15 protein-coding genes are annotated in these 14057 nt (G+C 45.6%); 6 read left to right on the plus strand and 9 right to left on the minus strand.

What is annotated here, in order from left to right:
- Positions 1 to 4: 4 nt before the first annotated feature.
- From ruvA to folD, 3 genes are read right to left on the minus strand one after another with little or no spacing between them, the layout of a single operon-like run.
- Positions 5 to 613, minus strand: coding sequence for a Holliday junction branch migration protein RuvA (ruvA, locus tag QI63_RS11225; protein WP_044016461.1), 609 nt, complete (start codon positions 611 to 613; stop codon positions 5 to 7).
- Positions 614 to 662: 49 nt separating this feature from the next.
- The gene (locus tag QI63_RS11230; RefSeq protein WP_044016463.1) at positions 663 to 1379 is read right to left on the minus strand and encodes an IMPACT family protein; all 717 of its coding nucleotides are present in this window, start codon (positions 1377 to 1379) and stop codon (positions 663 to 665) included.
- Positions 1379 to 2293, minus strand: coding sequence for a bifunctional methylenetetrahydrofolate dehydrogenase/methenyltetrahydrofolate cyclohydrolase FolD (folD, locus tag QI63_RS11235; RefSeq protein WP_044016465.1), 915 nt, complete (start codon positions 2291 to 2293; stop codon positions 1379 to 1381). Before folD ends, QI63_RS11230 begins: the two co-directional genes overlap by 1 nt.
- Positions 2294 to 2384: 91 nt before the next feature.
- On the opposite strand from folD, the gene murG reads away from it, so the two are divergent.
- Genes murG through QI63_RS11250 form a run of 3 tightly spaced genes read left to right on the plus strand, consistent with a single transcriptional unit; the run spans position 2385 to position 5307 of the window.
- Positions 2385 to 3509 carry an undecaprenyldiphospho-muramoylpentapeptide beta-N-acetylglucosaminyltransferase gene (murG, locus tag QI63_RS11240; protein ID WP_044016468.1) on the plus strand — a complete coding sequence of 375 codons (1125 nt, stop codon included), beginning with the start codon at positions 2385 to 2387 and terminating at the stop codon, positions 3507 to 3509.
- Positions 3506 to 3994, plus strand: coding sequence for a CvpA family protein (locus QI63_RS11245; protein WP_044016470.1), 489 nt, complete (start codon positions 3506 to 3508; stop codon positions 3992 to 3994). The genes murG and QI63_RS11245 overlap by 4 nt, the downstream gene beginning before the upstream one ends.
- 14 nt (positions 3995 to 4008) lie before the next feature.
- Positions 4009 to 5307 carry a DNA polymerase III subunit gamma/tau gene (locus QI63_RS11250; RefSeq protein ID WP_044016472.1) on the plus strand — a complete coding sequence of 433 codons (1299 nt, stop codon included), beginning with the start codon at positions 4009 to 4011 and terminating at the stop codon, positions 5305 to 5307.
- Between the two features lie 55 nt (positions 5308 to 5362).
- Here the strand turns inward: QI63_RS11250 and QI63_RS11255 are convergent, their stop codons facing one another.
- Positions 5363 to 6091, minus strand: coding sequence for an adenylate/guanylate cyclase domain-containing protein (locus QI63_RS11255; protein ID WP_044016474.1), 729 nt, complete (start codon positions 6089 to 6091; stop codon positions 5363 to 5365).
- A gap of 114 nt (positions 6092 to 6205) precedes the next feature.
- On the opposite strand from QI63_RS11255, the gene QI63_RS11260 reads away from it, so the two are divergent.
- Positions 6206 to 7444, plus strand: coding sequence for a CapA family protein (locus QI63_RS11260; RefSeq protein ID WP_044016475.1), 1239 nt, complete (start codon positions 6206 to 6208; stop codon positions 7442 to 7444).
- 34 nt (positions 7445 to 7478) lie between these two features.
- On the opposite strand, the gene dnaB is transcribed toward QI63_RS11260, so the two are convergent.
- The 5 genes from dnaB to rpsF form a co-directional block, all read right to left on the minus strand.
- On the minus strand, positions 7479 to 8804 hold the full coding sequence (gene dnaB / locus QI63_RS11265) for a replicative DNA helicase (RefSeq protein ID WP_044016478.1): 1326 nt from the start codon (positions 8802 to 8804) through the stop codon (positions 7479 to 7481).
- Between the two features lie 122 nt (positions 8805 to 8926).
- Positions 8927 to 9490, minus strand: a complete 564-nt coding sequence (gene rplI, locus QI63_RS11270) for a 50S ribosomal protein L9 (RefSeq protein ID WP_044016479.1) — start codon at positions 9488 to 9490, stop codon at positions 8927 to 8929.
- Between the two features lie 136 nt (positions 9491 to 9626).
- A complete protein-coding gene (gene rpsR / locus QI63_RS11275) occupies positions 9627 to 9938 on the minus strand; it encodes a 30S ribosomal protein S18 (RefSeq protein WP_044016481.1) in 312 nt (103 codons plus the stop codon).
- A 12-nt stretch (positions 9939 to 9950) separates the two neighbouring features.
- Positions 9951 to 10430, minus strand: a complete 480-nt coding sequence (ssb, locus tag QI63_RS11280) for a single-stranded DNA-binding protein (RefSeq protein ID WP_044016483.1) — start codon at positions 10428 to 10430, stop codon at positions 9951 to 9953.
- A gap of 15 nt (positions 10431 to 10445) precedes the next feature.
- Complete coding sequence (gene rpsF / locus QI63_RS11285) at positions 10446 to 10727, minus strand: 30S ribosomal protein S6 (protein ID WP_044016487.1); 282 nt, start codon at positions 10725 to 10727, stop codon at positions 10446 to 10448.
- Positions 10728 to 11251: 524 nt separating this feature from the next.
- Between rpsF and QI63_RS11290 the strand changes: the two genes are divergently transcribed.
- Entirely contained in the window at positions 11252 to 12508 is a 1257-nt protein-coding gene (locus QI63_RS11290) for a CobW family GTP-binding protein (RefSeq protein WP_044016489.1), read from the plus strand.
- Positions 12509 to 12597: 89 nt separating this feature from the next.
- Positions 12598 to 13977: an MATE family efflux transporter gene (locus tag QI63_RS11295; RefSeq protein ID WP_052185556.1), complete on the plus strand. Its 1380-nt coding sequence runs from the start codon at positions 12598 to 12600 to the stop codon at positions 13975 to 13977.
- Positions 13978 to 14057 lie beyond the last annotated feature (80 nt).

The raw sequence follows: 14057 nt of genomic DNA on the forward strand, positions 1-14057 counted from the left end.
CTACCTACGTTGAACTCAAATTGACAATCGCGGTGCGGAATAACTCTTCTTCTTTTGCAGCAGGATCAATACTTTTCGTGCGCATAGATTGCGCAACCGATTCTACCGTTTCTGCAGCACGCTTTCGATCGTATCCCATATTGATAAGAGCGGTGATGATATCTTCAAACTCCGATTTTTTTGCTGTTTCCGTCCGTCCGGTATCGTGTAATCCGGTGAGTTGACCTTTCAAAGCAAGCACCATCTTTTGCGCCGTTTTCTTTCCGATACCGGGGATGCTTTGCAGCCGTGCGACATCCCCTGCCTCAAGAGCCGCTTCCAGCGCTGCGCCGTCAAGACCGGAAAGAATCTTTAGCGCTTGTTTCGGGCCAATCCCGTCAACTTTTGTTAAATCCAAAAAAAGACTCCGCTCCGCCAGTGTTAGAAAGCCGAAAAGCCTCATCTGATCTTCCCGATGATAGAGCCATGTATAGACCCGTACCGTGCTCCCCGCAGCTCCGAATCGGTCTGCACTCAGGGCGGATACAAAAACTTCCCATTCAATGCCATTGGTTTCTATGTAGATGGACTCCGCCGTTTTACCGGTTAGCGTCCCGCTGATGCTGTTGAACATCTCTTTCTCCTTCTGAAATATATCCGAGAACCTCTTTTCGGGTGAGTTGCTATTCTGAAAATTGCACCGAAGAAGCGCCTTTGGTGATTTCCGTAACAAGCTGAGCAAGCTCATTGCAATATTCAAGCGGAATTGACCCGCTCAGCCGGACGGTTTGTGCAAATTCCGTTTGTGCAAAGCTGATCGGCAGGTGTGCGGCGGCGCGGAGCAGCGGGTTGTGATTCTCGTAGCTGCATTCGCAGGTGAACTCCGCTTTTTGAATGAGCGGCTCCGTGTGTACTTTGGCGAGCGCCTCTTTTGCTGCCGTAGAATAGGCTTTTACCAAGCCGCCTGTTCCCAATAGGGTACCGCCGAACCAGCGAGTAACGGTTACAAGAATATTGGTAATTCCGCTTCCCTTTAAGACGGCTAGAACAGGCTGTCCCGCCGTGCCTGCCGGCTCTCCATCATCGCTGCAACCGAGTACCGCGCCGCTTTCACCGATAACAAAGGCGTGTACCACATGCCGGGCATCGCGGTATTGGTCTTTTTGCCGCTTTACGGTTTCTTTAGCTTCCTGCGCATTGTCCGTGTAAAACACCTCGGCACGGAACACCGATTTTTTTACGGTAAGTTCCGCCGCAGCTTCGGGTATGGGCGTTGATGCTTCAGGGGTAGATACCAATATGTCCGGTAAAGCAGCCGCCCTATCCGTTAATTCTGCATCCGGCGCTACAGTGGGTTCGTGTCGAGCGGTTTGCTCCCGGCTGCGGCTGAGAACTAGCATCAGGCGAGGCCTGTGTTAAGCCCTGCTCCGGTTTCCATTTCCGGCAAGCAGCCGTGCCGGAGCTGCGCGGCACGCAGGGTATTCCACAACACCATTGCTACGGTTAACGGACCGACACCGCCGGGAACCGGGGTAATCCAGCCGGCTTGTTCAGAGGCGCTTTCAAAGTCAACATCGCCGGTCAGCCTGCTGCCCTTGGATGCAGTAGGATCGGGGACGCGGTTAATTCCCACGTCGATAACTGCGGCGCCTTTTTTTATCATGCTGCCGGTAATAAGCGCCGGATGTCCCGCAGCTGCGATCAAAATATCAGCTTGCCGTGTCAGTGCGGCAAGGTCTTTCGTTTTACTGTGGCAGAGTGTAACGGTTGCATCCGCCGCAGTGAGCAGGGCGGCGAGGGGCTTCCCGACAATCGCAGAGCGCCCGACGATAACCGCATGAGCGCCGCTGAGCGGTATGCCGTATTGCCGCAATGCATACATAATTCCCTGCGGTGTACAGGGAATAAAGCCTGAACTGCCGGTAAGCAATCGTCCTAAATTCTCCGGTGTAAAGCCATCGACGTCTTTGGCCGGATCAAGCGGCGCCAGTATCCGCCTGCTGTCCAGCGGGTAGGGAAGTGGCAGCTGAATTAAAATGCCGTCAACGGTATTGTCAGCATTCAGGTTTTGTACGCACGCTGTTAATTCCTGTTCGCTTATTGTCTCGGAATATGGAATAATCCGGCTCTGCATTCCCGCTTTCTCCAATGCCCGCACCTTTGTTTTAATGTAAACCTGTGAGGCGGGATCGCTCCCCGATGATACAATCGCGAGGCAGGGCTGCGGGTGCTTTTTACAATATGCGGCATTTTCTTGTGTTACCGCTTCGGTCAATGCTTCGGCTAATTTTTTGCCGTCTATAATCTGTGCCATAATCAAGTTCTCTATTGTAGTATATTAAAATCGCTTTGGGAATATCCGGCGCATTGTATGACGGTCTTTTTTCTGGTATACTTGCCGAGTTATGAGCTGTGTTATATTTACCGGCGGAGGTACCGGAGGGCATATATTCCCCGGTATTGCCGTTGCAGAAGTGTTTAAAAAAGAAACAGGGATACCGATTATCTGGATAGGGTCCAATAACGGCACCGATCGATCGTATGTGTGCAGTGCCGATATCCCGTTTTACGGAATACCGGCAGGAAAGTTCCGACGATATTTCAGCCTTGAAAACCTCATCGATGTGTTTAAAATTATCGGAGGCTTTTTTGCCTCATTGATTATCCTTTTAAGGCTGAAGCCTCGCTTCGTGTTTTCTAAGGGGGGCTTTGTATCGGTACCGCCGTGTGCTGCAGCGCGGTGCCTCAAGATTCCGGTTATTACGCATGAATGTGATTTTTCTCCCGGACTTGCTACAAAAATAAATACCCGATTTGCCGCTCAAATTTTTGTTTCATACACAAAAACGGCAAGTTTTTTTCCAAATGCAGTGCAGCGTAAAATTACCGTTACGGGAAATCCCGTAAGAATGCGTTTTTATGAGGCCAATGCGGATGCAGGAAAAGCATTTATTCAATATACTGGAAATAAGCCGATTCTGTTTATACAGGGGGGAAGCCTCGGCGCACTTCAGATCAATGTACTGGTAGAGCAAACAATCCTCTTTCTTGCCGAGTCTTTTTTTGTTGTGCACCAAACTGGAGCTCAGCACCGTGCCCAAGGAGAACGGATTAAAAAACGGTTAAAGGAAGAACGGCCTGATTTGAGCGGTCGATATAAACCGTTTCCTTTTATCGTTGAGCAAATGCCGGATATCCTTGCTGCCTCCGATCTTGTGATGTCGCGCGCAGGTGCCAATACCATCTGGGAAGCTGCGGCGGCAGGGAAACCGATGCTTTTATTGCCGCTTGAAAAAGGCAGCAGCCGCGGTGATCAAATTGAAAATGCGGATTTTTTTACCGAACAAGGGGCGGCAATTACCCTCTCCGGTAAAGATACGACGCCGGATGTGCTTTGCAGCGTATTAACTCGGCTCTTAGAAAATCCTCACGAGTTAAAAGCGATGGCTCAAGCATCAGCTGCTCTTGCCGATGAAAAACCCGCAGTTAAAATTGCGCATCTTTTACAACAGTGGATAACGGAAGAATGAGTATAAATATACTTGATATGGTATTATTGATTATCAGCATTATTGTCATCATTAAAGTTACCGTTCGGGGTTTTATCGATGAGTTTTTTTCAATGGCGGCTTTTTTACTTGCAATTGCGGTAGCCTTTTGGTTTTATCGTCCGCTTTCTTTACACACAAAGGTGAGCGGACTTTCCCCGACGGTAATGAAGCTCATTGCTTTTTTTATGATATTTATCGTCGTGTTTATTGCCGTTAAACTGCTGCAAATGCTGATCTCCGCAGTGTTCGATAATGAAATATTAAACAGCCTTGACCATGCACTCGGTTTCTTTTTGGGCTTATTTGAAGCATATATTGTACTTATTATTCTCGTAGCTCTTCTGCAGCTGCAGCCGTTTTTTAATATCGATGCGCTTATTGCCCACAGCATGATTGTACGAATGCTGGTGCCGCTTCCCGTAGACAGCGATAATGTCCTACAAATAATCAGAAACGGTATCTAAGGTGAGAGGCATATATGTTTGAAAATGTACTCGGACAGCCGGTTATTCAATTGCTCAGTGATGAGCTGGAGCAGAGAAAAGTACCGCCGGCATTGCTCTTTGCCGGGCCGGAATCAAGCGGGAAACTCACCGCCGCATTGGAAACGGCACGTGTTCTTTCATGTGTTACAGACGGCAGTTGGACATGCACATGTGAATCCTGCAAACGGCATAAAGACTTATCGGCAAGTGATCTGTTAATCCTCGGAACACGGGATACCGTGCTTGAAACAAAGGCAGCAGCTCATGCGCTCTGTACTGCAAAAACTATGGCAGCGCGGTATCTTTTTGTCCGAGCCGTACGTAAGCTTACCTCCCGATTTGATTCCCGGCTGTGGGATACGGATGAATCCCGTTTTGTAAAAGCCGCGCCGATTCTTACTGATATAGAGGAAGCACTATCAGATCTTATCGGTCAATATGGTAATATGGAAACCATATCGGAAGAAGAAGCAAAAAAACTGGAAAAGCAGACTGAAAAAATCACCGATCTTTGCCAAAAGCTACAAGAAGATTGTATGTATGACACGCTCCCCGTTAATCAAGTACGGAAAGCGTCCGCATGGGTGCGATTAATGCCCGTCGGAAAAAAAAAGGTACTGATTATTGAAAATGCTGATAAAATGCAAGAATCTGCCCGAAACGCATTTTTAAAAATATTGGAAGAGCCTCCCGAATATACTGTTTTTATTTTAACCACAACGCGCCGAGCTGCCGTTATTCCGACTATTTTGTCCCGTGTACGTACTTATCTGTTCATCGAACGGGATACGGAACATCAACAGGCAGTGGTCGAGCGGGTATTCCGTGATCATCATTTTTGTACGGCTGTATCTCCATCGCAGCCAATCCGCATTGTTTCGTACTTACAGAGTTTTTTGCCGGTTGCTCCCGAATATTTTCGGGAAGCTGCCACGGTCTTTTGGGAGTATTGCTTAAATAGGGGAGAGCAGCAAAAAAAACAATTCACAGTTCTTATTCAAAAACTTACGGCTTATCGAACCGAACATCCGTCAACCTATGAACCGTCGATTACGGCTGTACTGAAGCTACTGAATAATTGCAAACCGAGACGAATATATATTCTTTTTTTAGAAGCGATTATTGTTTTTTTACAGGAGAGTATTCACACCGGCGTATGTACACCGTACGAATTAGAACGCTATGCTGCCGTTTCTCAGTTTATTCACACAGCCATGCAATCGGTAGATATTTTTAACGGTACACCTCAAGCAGCCTTGGAAACCCTAAGCGAACAGATTGCCTTTGCCTAGAGAATTGTCAGTAAACTGTGCGGAATTTTAGTTAAACTTCCGCACAATGAGGGAACTATAACCCAAAGGTATTTGCCGGATTTACACCTGCATAAAAATACAGAGGCTGCTTATCTTCAGCGAACACACCTTTCAAGCGTTTTGCTTCTTCCACCAATGCAGGCGCATCCTTAATAACTGTTGTAAGTGCATTCAGATTTGCAAGGTTTTTATTGATAATCAATTCCGACTTTCGGGCAAGTCCTTGTAATCGGCACGCAAGGTTGATGCCGTAACCGACATAGTCGCGATATTTTAAGGCAGATGCTTCCGCAGAAATTTCATACTTATATACCTTTTCCATCACTAAAGCACCGCCAAGTCCCAATTCGGGATAGGGGCTGAAAAGCTCCTCACCGAGGAATTCGGTATAGGTTTGAAACACCATAATCGCTTCGCCTAATGTCGTCGGAGTTGTTTCATCCCAGATAACTAAAGCACCGTCGCCCAGGAGCTTATAGTATGAACATCCGTATCCGAATTGGTTTACACAAGATAAAAAGTTTGAAGTAAACGAGGTAATGAGCGAAAACACGGCCTTTTCGTCATGTGAACAAAGGAAATTGCTGAATCCGCGCACATCGACACACAAGATAAGTGCATGAGGTTTTACATCACCGACATATACGTTATCGAATATATCGACAGGCATCTTTTTTAATCCGGCAAGGGTTGAAGCATCAAGCTCAACGGATCCGTTTTCAGCATTAGGAAATACCAGGTTATTAAGCGATACTGTATCCATTTGCGTACAATTTATCATATTTTATTTAAAAAGGCAAGGCAAAAATTCAGTTGTTTCGCAGCTTGAATATTTTTACTATTCCCCGCATACTAATGGGGTTAGGAGTAATTCATTATGCGCCGATTAGCCGCTTTCATATTTCCTATTCTTTTTTCGTGTTGTGTTATCGCAGCTTCTCTCCAAGTCGATGATAGTCAAACCGATCAAAACGCTCCCGAACTTTCCGTAAATAATAACACTTGTTCATCCCGGAATTCCTCTCATACGCCGTCTCTTGTGATGACCTTTGCCGGCGATCTTATGGCTCATAACGTAAATTTCAATATGAGTATGTATGATTTAATATACAAAGATGTAGAAAAAATACTACATAATGATGATTTAAGTTTTGTAAATATTGAAACACCGGTCTGTGACACACTCCCGCTTTCAACGTATCCTAATTTTAATGTCCATACGTCTTATTTACGCGCTGCTGTTCAAGCGGGTTTTGATGTGCTGAGCTTTGCAAATAACCATACAAACGATCACGGCAGAACCGGTATTGACGGAACGCTTGCTGCGGTGCGGACAGTGCAAAAGGAACGGCTTACCGCCGGTATGCTTCCCCCATTCTTAATATTTTCCGGCTTAAAGGATTCTGAAAATGATCGTATACAAGTAACCCCGTTCTTTTATAAAGGGTGGAATATACTCTTTTGTTCCGTTACCGAGATTTTGAATTCTTATGATTCATCAAAGAATCGACTTTATTACAGTGCACCGACAAAACAGGGAAGGGAAGCACTCCTTTCGGCTATTAAAGAAGCTCGCAACAGATATCCTTGCGATTTATTTATCTTAGGGCTCCATCTCAATGAGCCTGAGTACGGACGGACTGTCTCCGAAGCAAAAAAAGCGTGGTTTAAACAGCTCGGCGAAGCGGGAATTGATATTGTTTGGGCTCATCATCCTCATGTAATGCAATCGTGGGAGACTATTACGGTCGAACGGCCTCTCGTTTTACAAGAAGCTGTTATTTCGGAACAGTGTCAAATCTTTTGTATGTATTCGATGGGAAATTTTATTTCAGGGCAGCGTTGGCACACACGGTATGACGACCCTGCATTCTATCGTGAATACACCGGTGATGCTGTGCTGCTGCAGCTAACGTGTACGCGGAACGAAGCGGGGAGGGCGGACTTTTCGGTATCACCTCTGCTTATTACCCAATACAATGAACCGGCATATCCGGTGGTCAAACGCTTTACGCAGGAGTGGATCGATACGCTCAACGAAAAAGAAAAGAAATATTTTACAAAAAGACTTGAGCTTATGCAGGGATATCTTCCAATAAATATTTCAAACGAATAAGGTATTAATTTGAGAGGTGTAATCTTCAGCAATATTATTCGTTCCGCGTTTTGGAGACAAAGCGGGTACATTCACTGATAAACTCAAGGTTGACGGTTGCGACGGGGCCGTTGCGTTGTTTTGCTACAATCAGTTCGGTATCGGGACTTTCGCGTTTTTCTCGGTGTAAAAACATAACAACGTCGGCATCTTGTTCAATTGCGCCGGATTCCCGCAAATTGGCAAGTGTCGGTGCTGTTCCTTCGGCATCACGGCCTACCTGCGATAGTGCTATGACCGGAATGTTGAGCTCGCGGGCGAGGCTTTTAAGCGATTGAGAAATCTCTGCAAAACGCTCATGACGCGGGATGAGGTTGTTTTCCGAAGAAATTAAGCCGAGGTAATCGATAAAGATAATCTTTACCCCTTCCTGCAAACAGAGCTGCCGAGCCATCGCCCGTAAATCGAGCAGCTTCATATTGGGCATATCGACGATATAGAGCGGTGCATCATAGAGTCTTCCCGCTGCATCTTGAAGTTTTTGAAAATCAGCGGTTTGTAGATTCCCCGAACGGATTTTTGAAGAAGATACCCGCGATTCGAGAGAAAACAACCGGTGGATCAGCTGCATATTGGACATTTCAAGTGAAAAGAACGCAACCGGTATTTTTTTTATTACGGAAATATAGTCGGCAATAGTGAGCGCCAGTGCTGTTTTTCCGATTGATGGACGAGCCCCGATGATAATGAGTTCCGAGTTTTGGAAACCGCTCGTAAGACTGTCTAAAAATTCAAAACCGGAAGGGATACCGGAGAATTCATCGCGGTGTTTTGCACGCGCTTCGATGATTTCAATAGCTTCAAGAATAAGATCCTTTGGAGTATGGAAGGTCGCCGATTGCCCTGCATCGGTTAAATCGAAAATATTTTTCTGTGCCTGCTCCAGTACGGAAGAGTAGGCAACGGTTTGGTCAAAGACATCGGCAGAAATCTGATGTGAAATCCTCAACAGTGATCTGCGGATCGCTGCATCAAGCACAATTTTAGCATAATAGGTAACATTTGCCGTACTTGGAACAGCATCTGTCAGCGAAGCAATATAAGCGGTGCCACCTACGGAATCAAGAAGCCCTTCCTGTCTCAGATGCTCACTAATCACAAGGATATCGACATTCTGTCCTTTATTGTAAAGATCAACAACAGCCTGAAAGATTTTTTGGTGAGCAATCGTATAAAAACTTTCTGCACGGATATACTGTAAAACCGTTCCGATAGCATCCGAGTCAAGTAAAATAGCTCCGAGTACAGCTATTTCAGCCTCCGTATTATTCGGCGGTATTTTATCCTTCAATGAGGACAGTTGTTTCATCATATCCGACATTTTATTTTCCTTGATAATTTTTATATATGCCTAAAAAAATAAAAGAGAAGCCCTGATAGAACTTCTCTTTTATGATGGTGCTGCACCGTTTTCTCTCTATAAATAAATATAAGAGAAGTAGGCTATTCTTGTGTTTCTGCAGATTCTTCAACTTTTACGTCAGCTTGAACTTCTTCCGTTTCTTCCTGACGGCGGCGAGAGCGTTTCTCCGGTTTTGCTTCAACCGTTTTTTCAGCCTCGGGCTGAGCTTCTACCACGATAGGAAGTACTGCGACTGCAGCTTCATACAGTTTAAGGGTTGCGTTATAATGTCCCACGCTTTTAAAGGTAAGACCGGGCAGTTCAATGCGCTTCCGTTCGACTTCGAATCCGAGTTTCTGCAACTCGTCGGAAACTGTTTGGTTGGTAACCGCACCGTAGAGTTTCCCATTAGGACCTGCGGGCATAACGATTGTCAGTGTCAGTGCTTCAAGCCGCTCTTTTAAACCTGCTGCATTTTGCCGCTTAACAGCCTTCCGCTGTTCAATTTCTTCTTTGCGGCTTTCAAAATGGGCAAGGGTAAAAGAATTGCAGGGAACCGCTAAATTCCGCGGAAACAGATAGTTACGGGCATATCCTTTGGCAACATCCTTAATATCCCCCTCTTCTCCGAGGTGTTTGACATCTTCATTTAAAATTACTTTCATTTCAAGCTCCTTATAGGCGTACCGTTACAACGGTACATAATGATAAAAAGACAGCCGACCGGTATTCCAGGAGTTGGAATCCGGCAGCAGACAATTTAAAAACTCCTAAAAACACGGTTTTTAGGAGTATCAACTCTTAGTCTACAACGTAAGGGAGTAACGCAAGTGCTCGCGCACGCTTAATTTCGAGTGCAAGTTTACGCTGATGCTTTGCGCAGGTTCCGGTAATACGGCGGGGTAAAATCTTTCCACGTTCGGTAATAAAGCGCCGCAAAGAATCGGGATCTTTATAATCGATCTTTGCTTTCTGTGCGCAAAAGCGGCAAACTTTCTTACGGAAAAACATTTTTCCCTTTTTATTACCTTGCCGTTCCTCTCCTCCGCCTTCGCGGGGATTTTCCTGTGTATTTGTATCTACTTCAGCGGTATTCAGTATTTCATCTGCCATGTTTGATTCTCCTTAGAATGGAATATTGTCATAATTGGCGTTATCAAAATCGGCTTCATAACCGTCATTAGACGGCGGTGTATTTTGCCGAGCCTGATATGCCGAAGGTGCATTTGATCGCTGATATGTCTCCCGATTGCCGTTATTCATTTGCTGGCCGCTTCCGGAACCGCCCCCTAAAAGCTGAAGATTATTCGCGATAATTTCTACTTTACTGCGGGTTTGCCCGTCCTGTTCCCATCGGTTTTGCCGAAGTTCCCCGTCAATAGCGACTTGCTTTCCTTTTACAAGGTATTGATTAAGTGCTTCGCCCTGTCTGCCCCAAAGTACGATATCGAAGTAGTTGACTTCTTCAACCCATTCTTCACCATTTTTCCGCCGCCGATTAATTGCAATCGAAAATCTGCATACAGCAGCTCCTCCTTGGGTGTATTTTAATTCTGCATCACGGGTAAGCCTACCGACAAGTACGACATGGTTTATATCTGCCATCAATGTTCTCCTGAATTATTCATCAATTTTGATAAATAAAAAAGTCAAAAGGTTTTGATTGAGCTTAAACTTGCGGTCTATTTCGATAATCTTATCCGGTTCGGCATGGATATTGAACAATACATAGCGGCCTTTTGTTCTTTTTTTGATTTCATACGTTAATTCACGGTCTCCGAACGGGTCTTCGGAATCAATTTGGACGCTGAAGTCGCCCAAAACGGATCGAACGTCTTCAATGCCCGGCTTGAACTGCGCTTCCTCAATGGGAAAGACAGTCATCAATTCATACTTTCTCATGTGCCCTCCTAATGGCCATTAGCCCCGTATTTACTACGGGATGGAGTTGTTTATCGGGTTTAACCCCCGAAATAGCATTTACAGCCTTTTAATAGTCAATCCCACATAGTAGAAGCTATCATAAAGAGGTGTAAAAGCATATATTCCAGTATAGTATAAAAAGACTTGTTCAGTCAATGCTGCAATTTATCATTCATGATTGTAAATTATTTGTTCAAGCCTTGTTGTGTCCCGTATGCGCTGCGGGGTATCGTCTAAAATTGTCCCATCAATATTTCAGCCGAAGTTTACAGTATGCAAAATTACACCTTCCATTTTATGCTGTTTTACAGTATATTCATGCTTTATTGTTTTTAGATAGGAACCGTACGATACAAGCTGCCGAATATATCGTCAGCTTGTATCTACTCAAGTTTGCGTTGCAAACTTGTATATCTACTGCACATTCTCATTTCATTGCGAATGTGCGTAAAAAGTCAATCGAAAGTTGATACTTTCTTCTTGACTTTTTATAGGAGAAATATATGAAGAAACCATTAGTACCGATTACCTTGCTCTGCGGATACTTAGGCGCGGGCAAAACAACCTTGATGAATATGATCCTTGCGAACCAAAAGGGCTACAAGGTAGCGGTAATTGTCAACGATATCGGTGAAATCAACGTCGATGCCAGTCTGATAGAGAAGGATGCCAATATCACGGATAAAAGCAGCCTTGTGCCGCTTACCAACGGCTGTATCTGCTGTACGCTTAAAACCGACCTTGTGATGCAGATTGAAAACCTCATTGCGTCGGGAAAGTACGACTATCTGCTGATTGAATCGAGCGGCGTATGCGAGCCGATGCCGATTGCGCAGGCTATTGAAACAATCGAAAACGGCTACTTGGATAATGTTGTCAGCGTTGTCGATGCGAAGCGGTTGGTGGATGAGTTTTCCGAGGGGGCACAGCTATTAAAAAAGAATATGGGAGAAGAAGATATCGAATCGCTCCTCGTCCAGCAGATTGAGTTTTGTTCTACGCTCATTATCAATAAAAAAGATTTGGTAACGGAAGATCAGATGAAAAAGGTGAGGGCTGTTGTTACTAAACTCCAGCCCCATGTTAAGGTGATAGAGACGACACGGTGTCAGGTACCGCTCGAGGATTTGCTTGCGACAAAGCGGTTCGACTTTGAAAAAGTCTTTGAAAGTGCGGGCTGGGTTGCCGAGTTGGAAAAACGTGCGGAAGAATATGACGATGATGATGAAGAGTGCGACCATGAGCACTGCGATCACGACCATCATGATGAGCATGAACACTGCGACCATGACGAACACGAACATGGCCATCACGAACATGATGAACATGGAGGGCACGGACACGGGCATCACCACCACCATCATCACGAACATAAACATGAAGGCGCGGATGAGGATGAGTACGGTATCGGCTCTTTCGTATACTACCGCCGCCGCCCGTTCAGCAGGGAAAAGCTTGAAAAATATGCAGGAGTATGGCCGCGTAATATTATCCGCTCCAAGGGCGTCGTCTGGTTCAGCGATGAACAGGATATGGCATACGTCTTTGAAACTTCGGGACGGCAAATTCAAGCAGGAGCTTCCGGCAGATGGCTCGCAACCGCCTCTAAACGCGAGCAGGAAAAAATCCTCGCCAAAGAACCTCGGATGCGGGAAGAATGGGACGAAAAAGTCGGCGACCGGATGATTAAGCTCTGCATTATCGGGCAAAAGCTTGATAAAAAGAAGATTTGCGCAGACTTGGATGCCCTGCTCGATTAACAAAATGCTGAACAAAAACCGTTTTTAATAGATTAAACCTGTTCGACAACGCAGTTATCGAACAGGTCTGTTTTATAAGGTGAGATAAGATGGAAGAAGTAAAGGCAAGACCTATCGGCCCGGCTGAAAACAAGATGGGCGTTATGCCGATTATGAAGCTCATCCTCAATATGTCGCTGCCGATGATGTTTTCGATGTTTATTATGGCATTGTACAATATCGTTGACAGTATCTTTGTGGCAAAAATCAACGAGGATGCGTTGACGGCCGTATCTCTTGCCTTTCCCATTCAAAACCTGATGATTTCCTTTGCCGTAGGGACGGGTGTCGGCGTTAATGCGCTGCTGTCCAAACGGCTCGGGCAGCGGAATCAAGATGATGTCAACAAAACCGCGATGAACGCCGTTTTTCTGGCAGCCTGTAACTTTATCGTTTTTTTTATTGCGGGGATTATACTGGTACGCCCCTACCTTGCCTCGCAGGGAGTAGACGCCGGAATTGTTACCTACGGAGAAGAGTATTTGGATATTGTGCTTCGATGGTCGTTCGCGCTCTTTTTCGGTATTACGTTCGACCGGCTGCTCCAATCGACGGGACTTACGCTGTATACAATGTATTCACAGCTTTCCGGTGCGATTTTCAATGTGATATTCGACCCGCTGCTAATTTTCGGGATTGGGCCGTTCCCCAAAATGGGTATACGAGGGGCGGCGCTTGCAACCGTATTGGGTCAGATTCTCGGCCTCTGTGTTTCGGTTTTCTTTAACCTAACAAAAAACCGTGAAATTCAGTTTAAGCTTAAAAATCTGCTTCCCGAACCGCGCATTGTTGCGGAAATTTATAAGGTCGGCGTGCCGTCGATTCTCCTCAGCTCGATAACATCGATTACCACTTATTTTCTGAACATCATCTTGAGCGCTTTTTCGAGCACTGCAATTGCGGTGTACGGCGTGTACTTTAAGCTGAACAGCTTTATCTTTATGCCGGTGTTCGGATTGAATAACGGTATGGTGCCGATTATTGCGTACAATTACGGGGCACGGAACAGAAAGCGGATTACGGCGACGATACGGAACGGCCTTTTGCTTGCGATGGGGGTTATGCTATTCGGGCTGGTACTTTTTGAATTATTCCCTGCGCAGCTTTTGGGGCTGTTCGATGCATCCCCCGCGATGCTCGCGATCGGTGTTCCTGCAATCCGCATCATCGCATGCAGCTTTCTCGGAGCAGCGCTCGGTATCACCTTTTCTTCGGTATTTCAAGCATTCGGCAACGCAGTCTACAGTATGATTGCGACCTTTGTGCGTCAAATCGTCGCACTCCTTCCGGCAGCGTATCTGCTTTCGCTGTCCGGTGATGTCAATGCCATCTGGTGGTCGTACCTTATTGCCGAAGTTGTTTCCATCATCGCGTGTATCTTTTTTATGCATCGTATTTACAAAGAAAAAATCGAACCGCTGCCGGTGTAAAGTGTCGGATATGTTTGCCTTGAGCAATTTGACATCATTCTAGACATAACCTCATTTATATAGTAGATTAAGAAAATTTA

Origin of the sequence: Treponema sp. OMZ 838, assembly GCF_000775995.1 — a bacterium.
Taxonomy (GTDB): Bacteria; Spirochaetota; Spirochaetia; order Treponematales; family Treponemataceae; genus Treponema.

What these genes read in the sequence shown, in the direction of transcription:
- ruvA (WP_044016461.1), bottom strand. Translation starts at nt 613, where the DNA reads ATGTTCAACAGCATCAGCGGGACGCTAACCGGTAAAACGGCGGAGTCC.
- QI63_RS11230 (WP_044016463.1), bottom strand. Translation starts at nt 1,379, where the DNA reads ATGCTAGTTCTCAGCCGCAGCCGGGAGCAAACCGCTCGACACGAACCC.
- folD (WP_044016465.1), bottom strand. Translation starts at nt 2,293, where the DNA reads ATGGCACAGATTATAGACGGCAAAAAATTAGCCGAAGCATTGACCGAA.
- murG (WP_044016468.1), top strand. Translation starts at nt 2,385, where the DNA reads ATGAGCTGTGTTATATTTACCGGCGGAGGTACCGGAGGGCATATATTC.
- QI63_RS11245 (WP_044016470.1), top strand. Translation starts at nt 3,506, where the DNA reads ATGAGTATAAATATACTTGATATGGTATTATTGATTATCAGCATTATT.
- QI63_RS11250 (WP_044016472.1), top strand. Translation starts at nt 4,009, where the DNA reads ATGTTTGAAAATGTACTCGGACAGCCGGTTATTCAATTGCTCAGTGAT.
- QI63_RS11255 (WP_044016474.1), bottom strand. Translation starts at nt 6,091, where the DNA reads ATGGATACAGTATCGCTTAATAACCTGGTATTTCCTAATGCTGAAAAC.
- QI63_RS11260 (WP_044016475.1), top strand. Translation starts at nt 6,206, where the DNA reads ATGCGCCGATTAGCCGCTTTCATATTTCCTATTCTTTTTTCGTGTTGT.
- dnaB (WP_044016478.1), bottom strand. Translation starts at nt 8,804, where the DNA reads ATGTCGGATATGATGAAACAACTGTCCTCATTGAAGGATAAAATACCG.
- rplI (WP_044016479.1), bottom strand. Translation starts at nt 9,490, where the DNA reads ATGAAAGTAATTTTAAATGAAGATGTCAAACACCTCGGAGAAGAGGGG.
- rpsR (WP_044016481.1), bottom strand. Translation starts at nt 9,938, where the DNA reads ATGGCAGATGAAATACTGAATACCGCTGAAGTAGATACAAATACACAG.
- ssb (WP_044016483.1), bottom strand. Translation starts at nt 10,430, where the DNA reads ATGGCAGATATAAACCATGTCGTACTTGTCGGTAGGCTTACCCGTGAT.
- rpsF (WP_044016487.1), bottom strand. Translation starts at nt 10,727, where the DNA reads ATGAGAAAGTATGAATTGATGACTGTCTTTCCCATTGAGGAAGCGCAG.
- QI63_RS11290 (WP_044016489.1), top strand. Translation starts at nt 11,252, where the DNA reads ATGAAGAAACCATTAGTACCGATTACCTTGCTCTGCGGATACTTAGGC.
- QI63_RS11295 (WP_052185556.1), top strand. Translation starts at nt 12,598, where the DNA reads ATGGAAGAAGTAAAGGCAAGACCTATCGGCCCGGCTGAAAACAAGATG.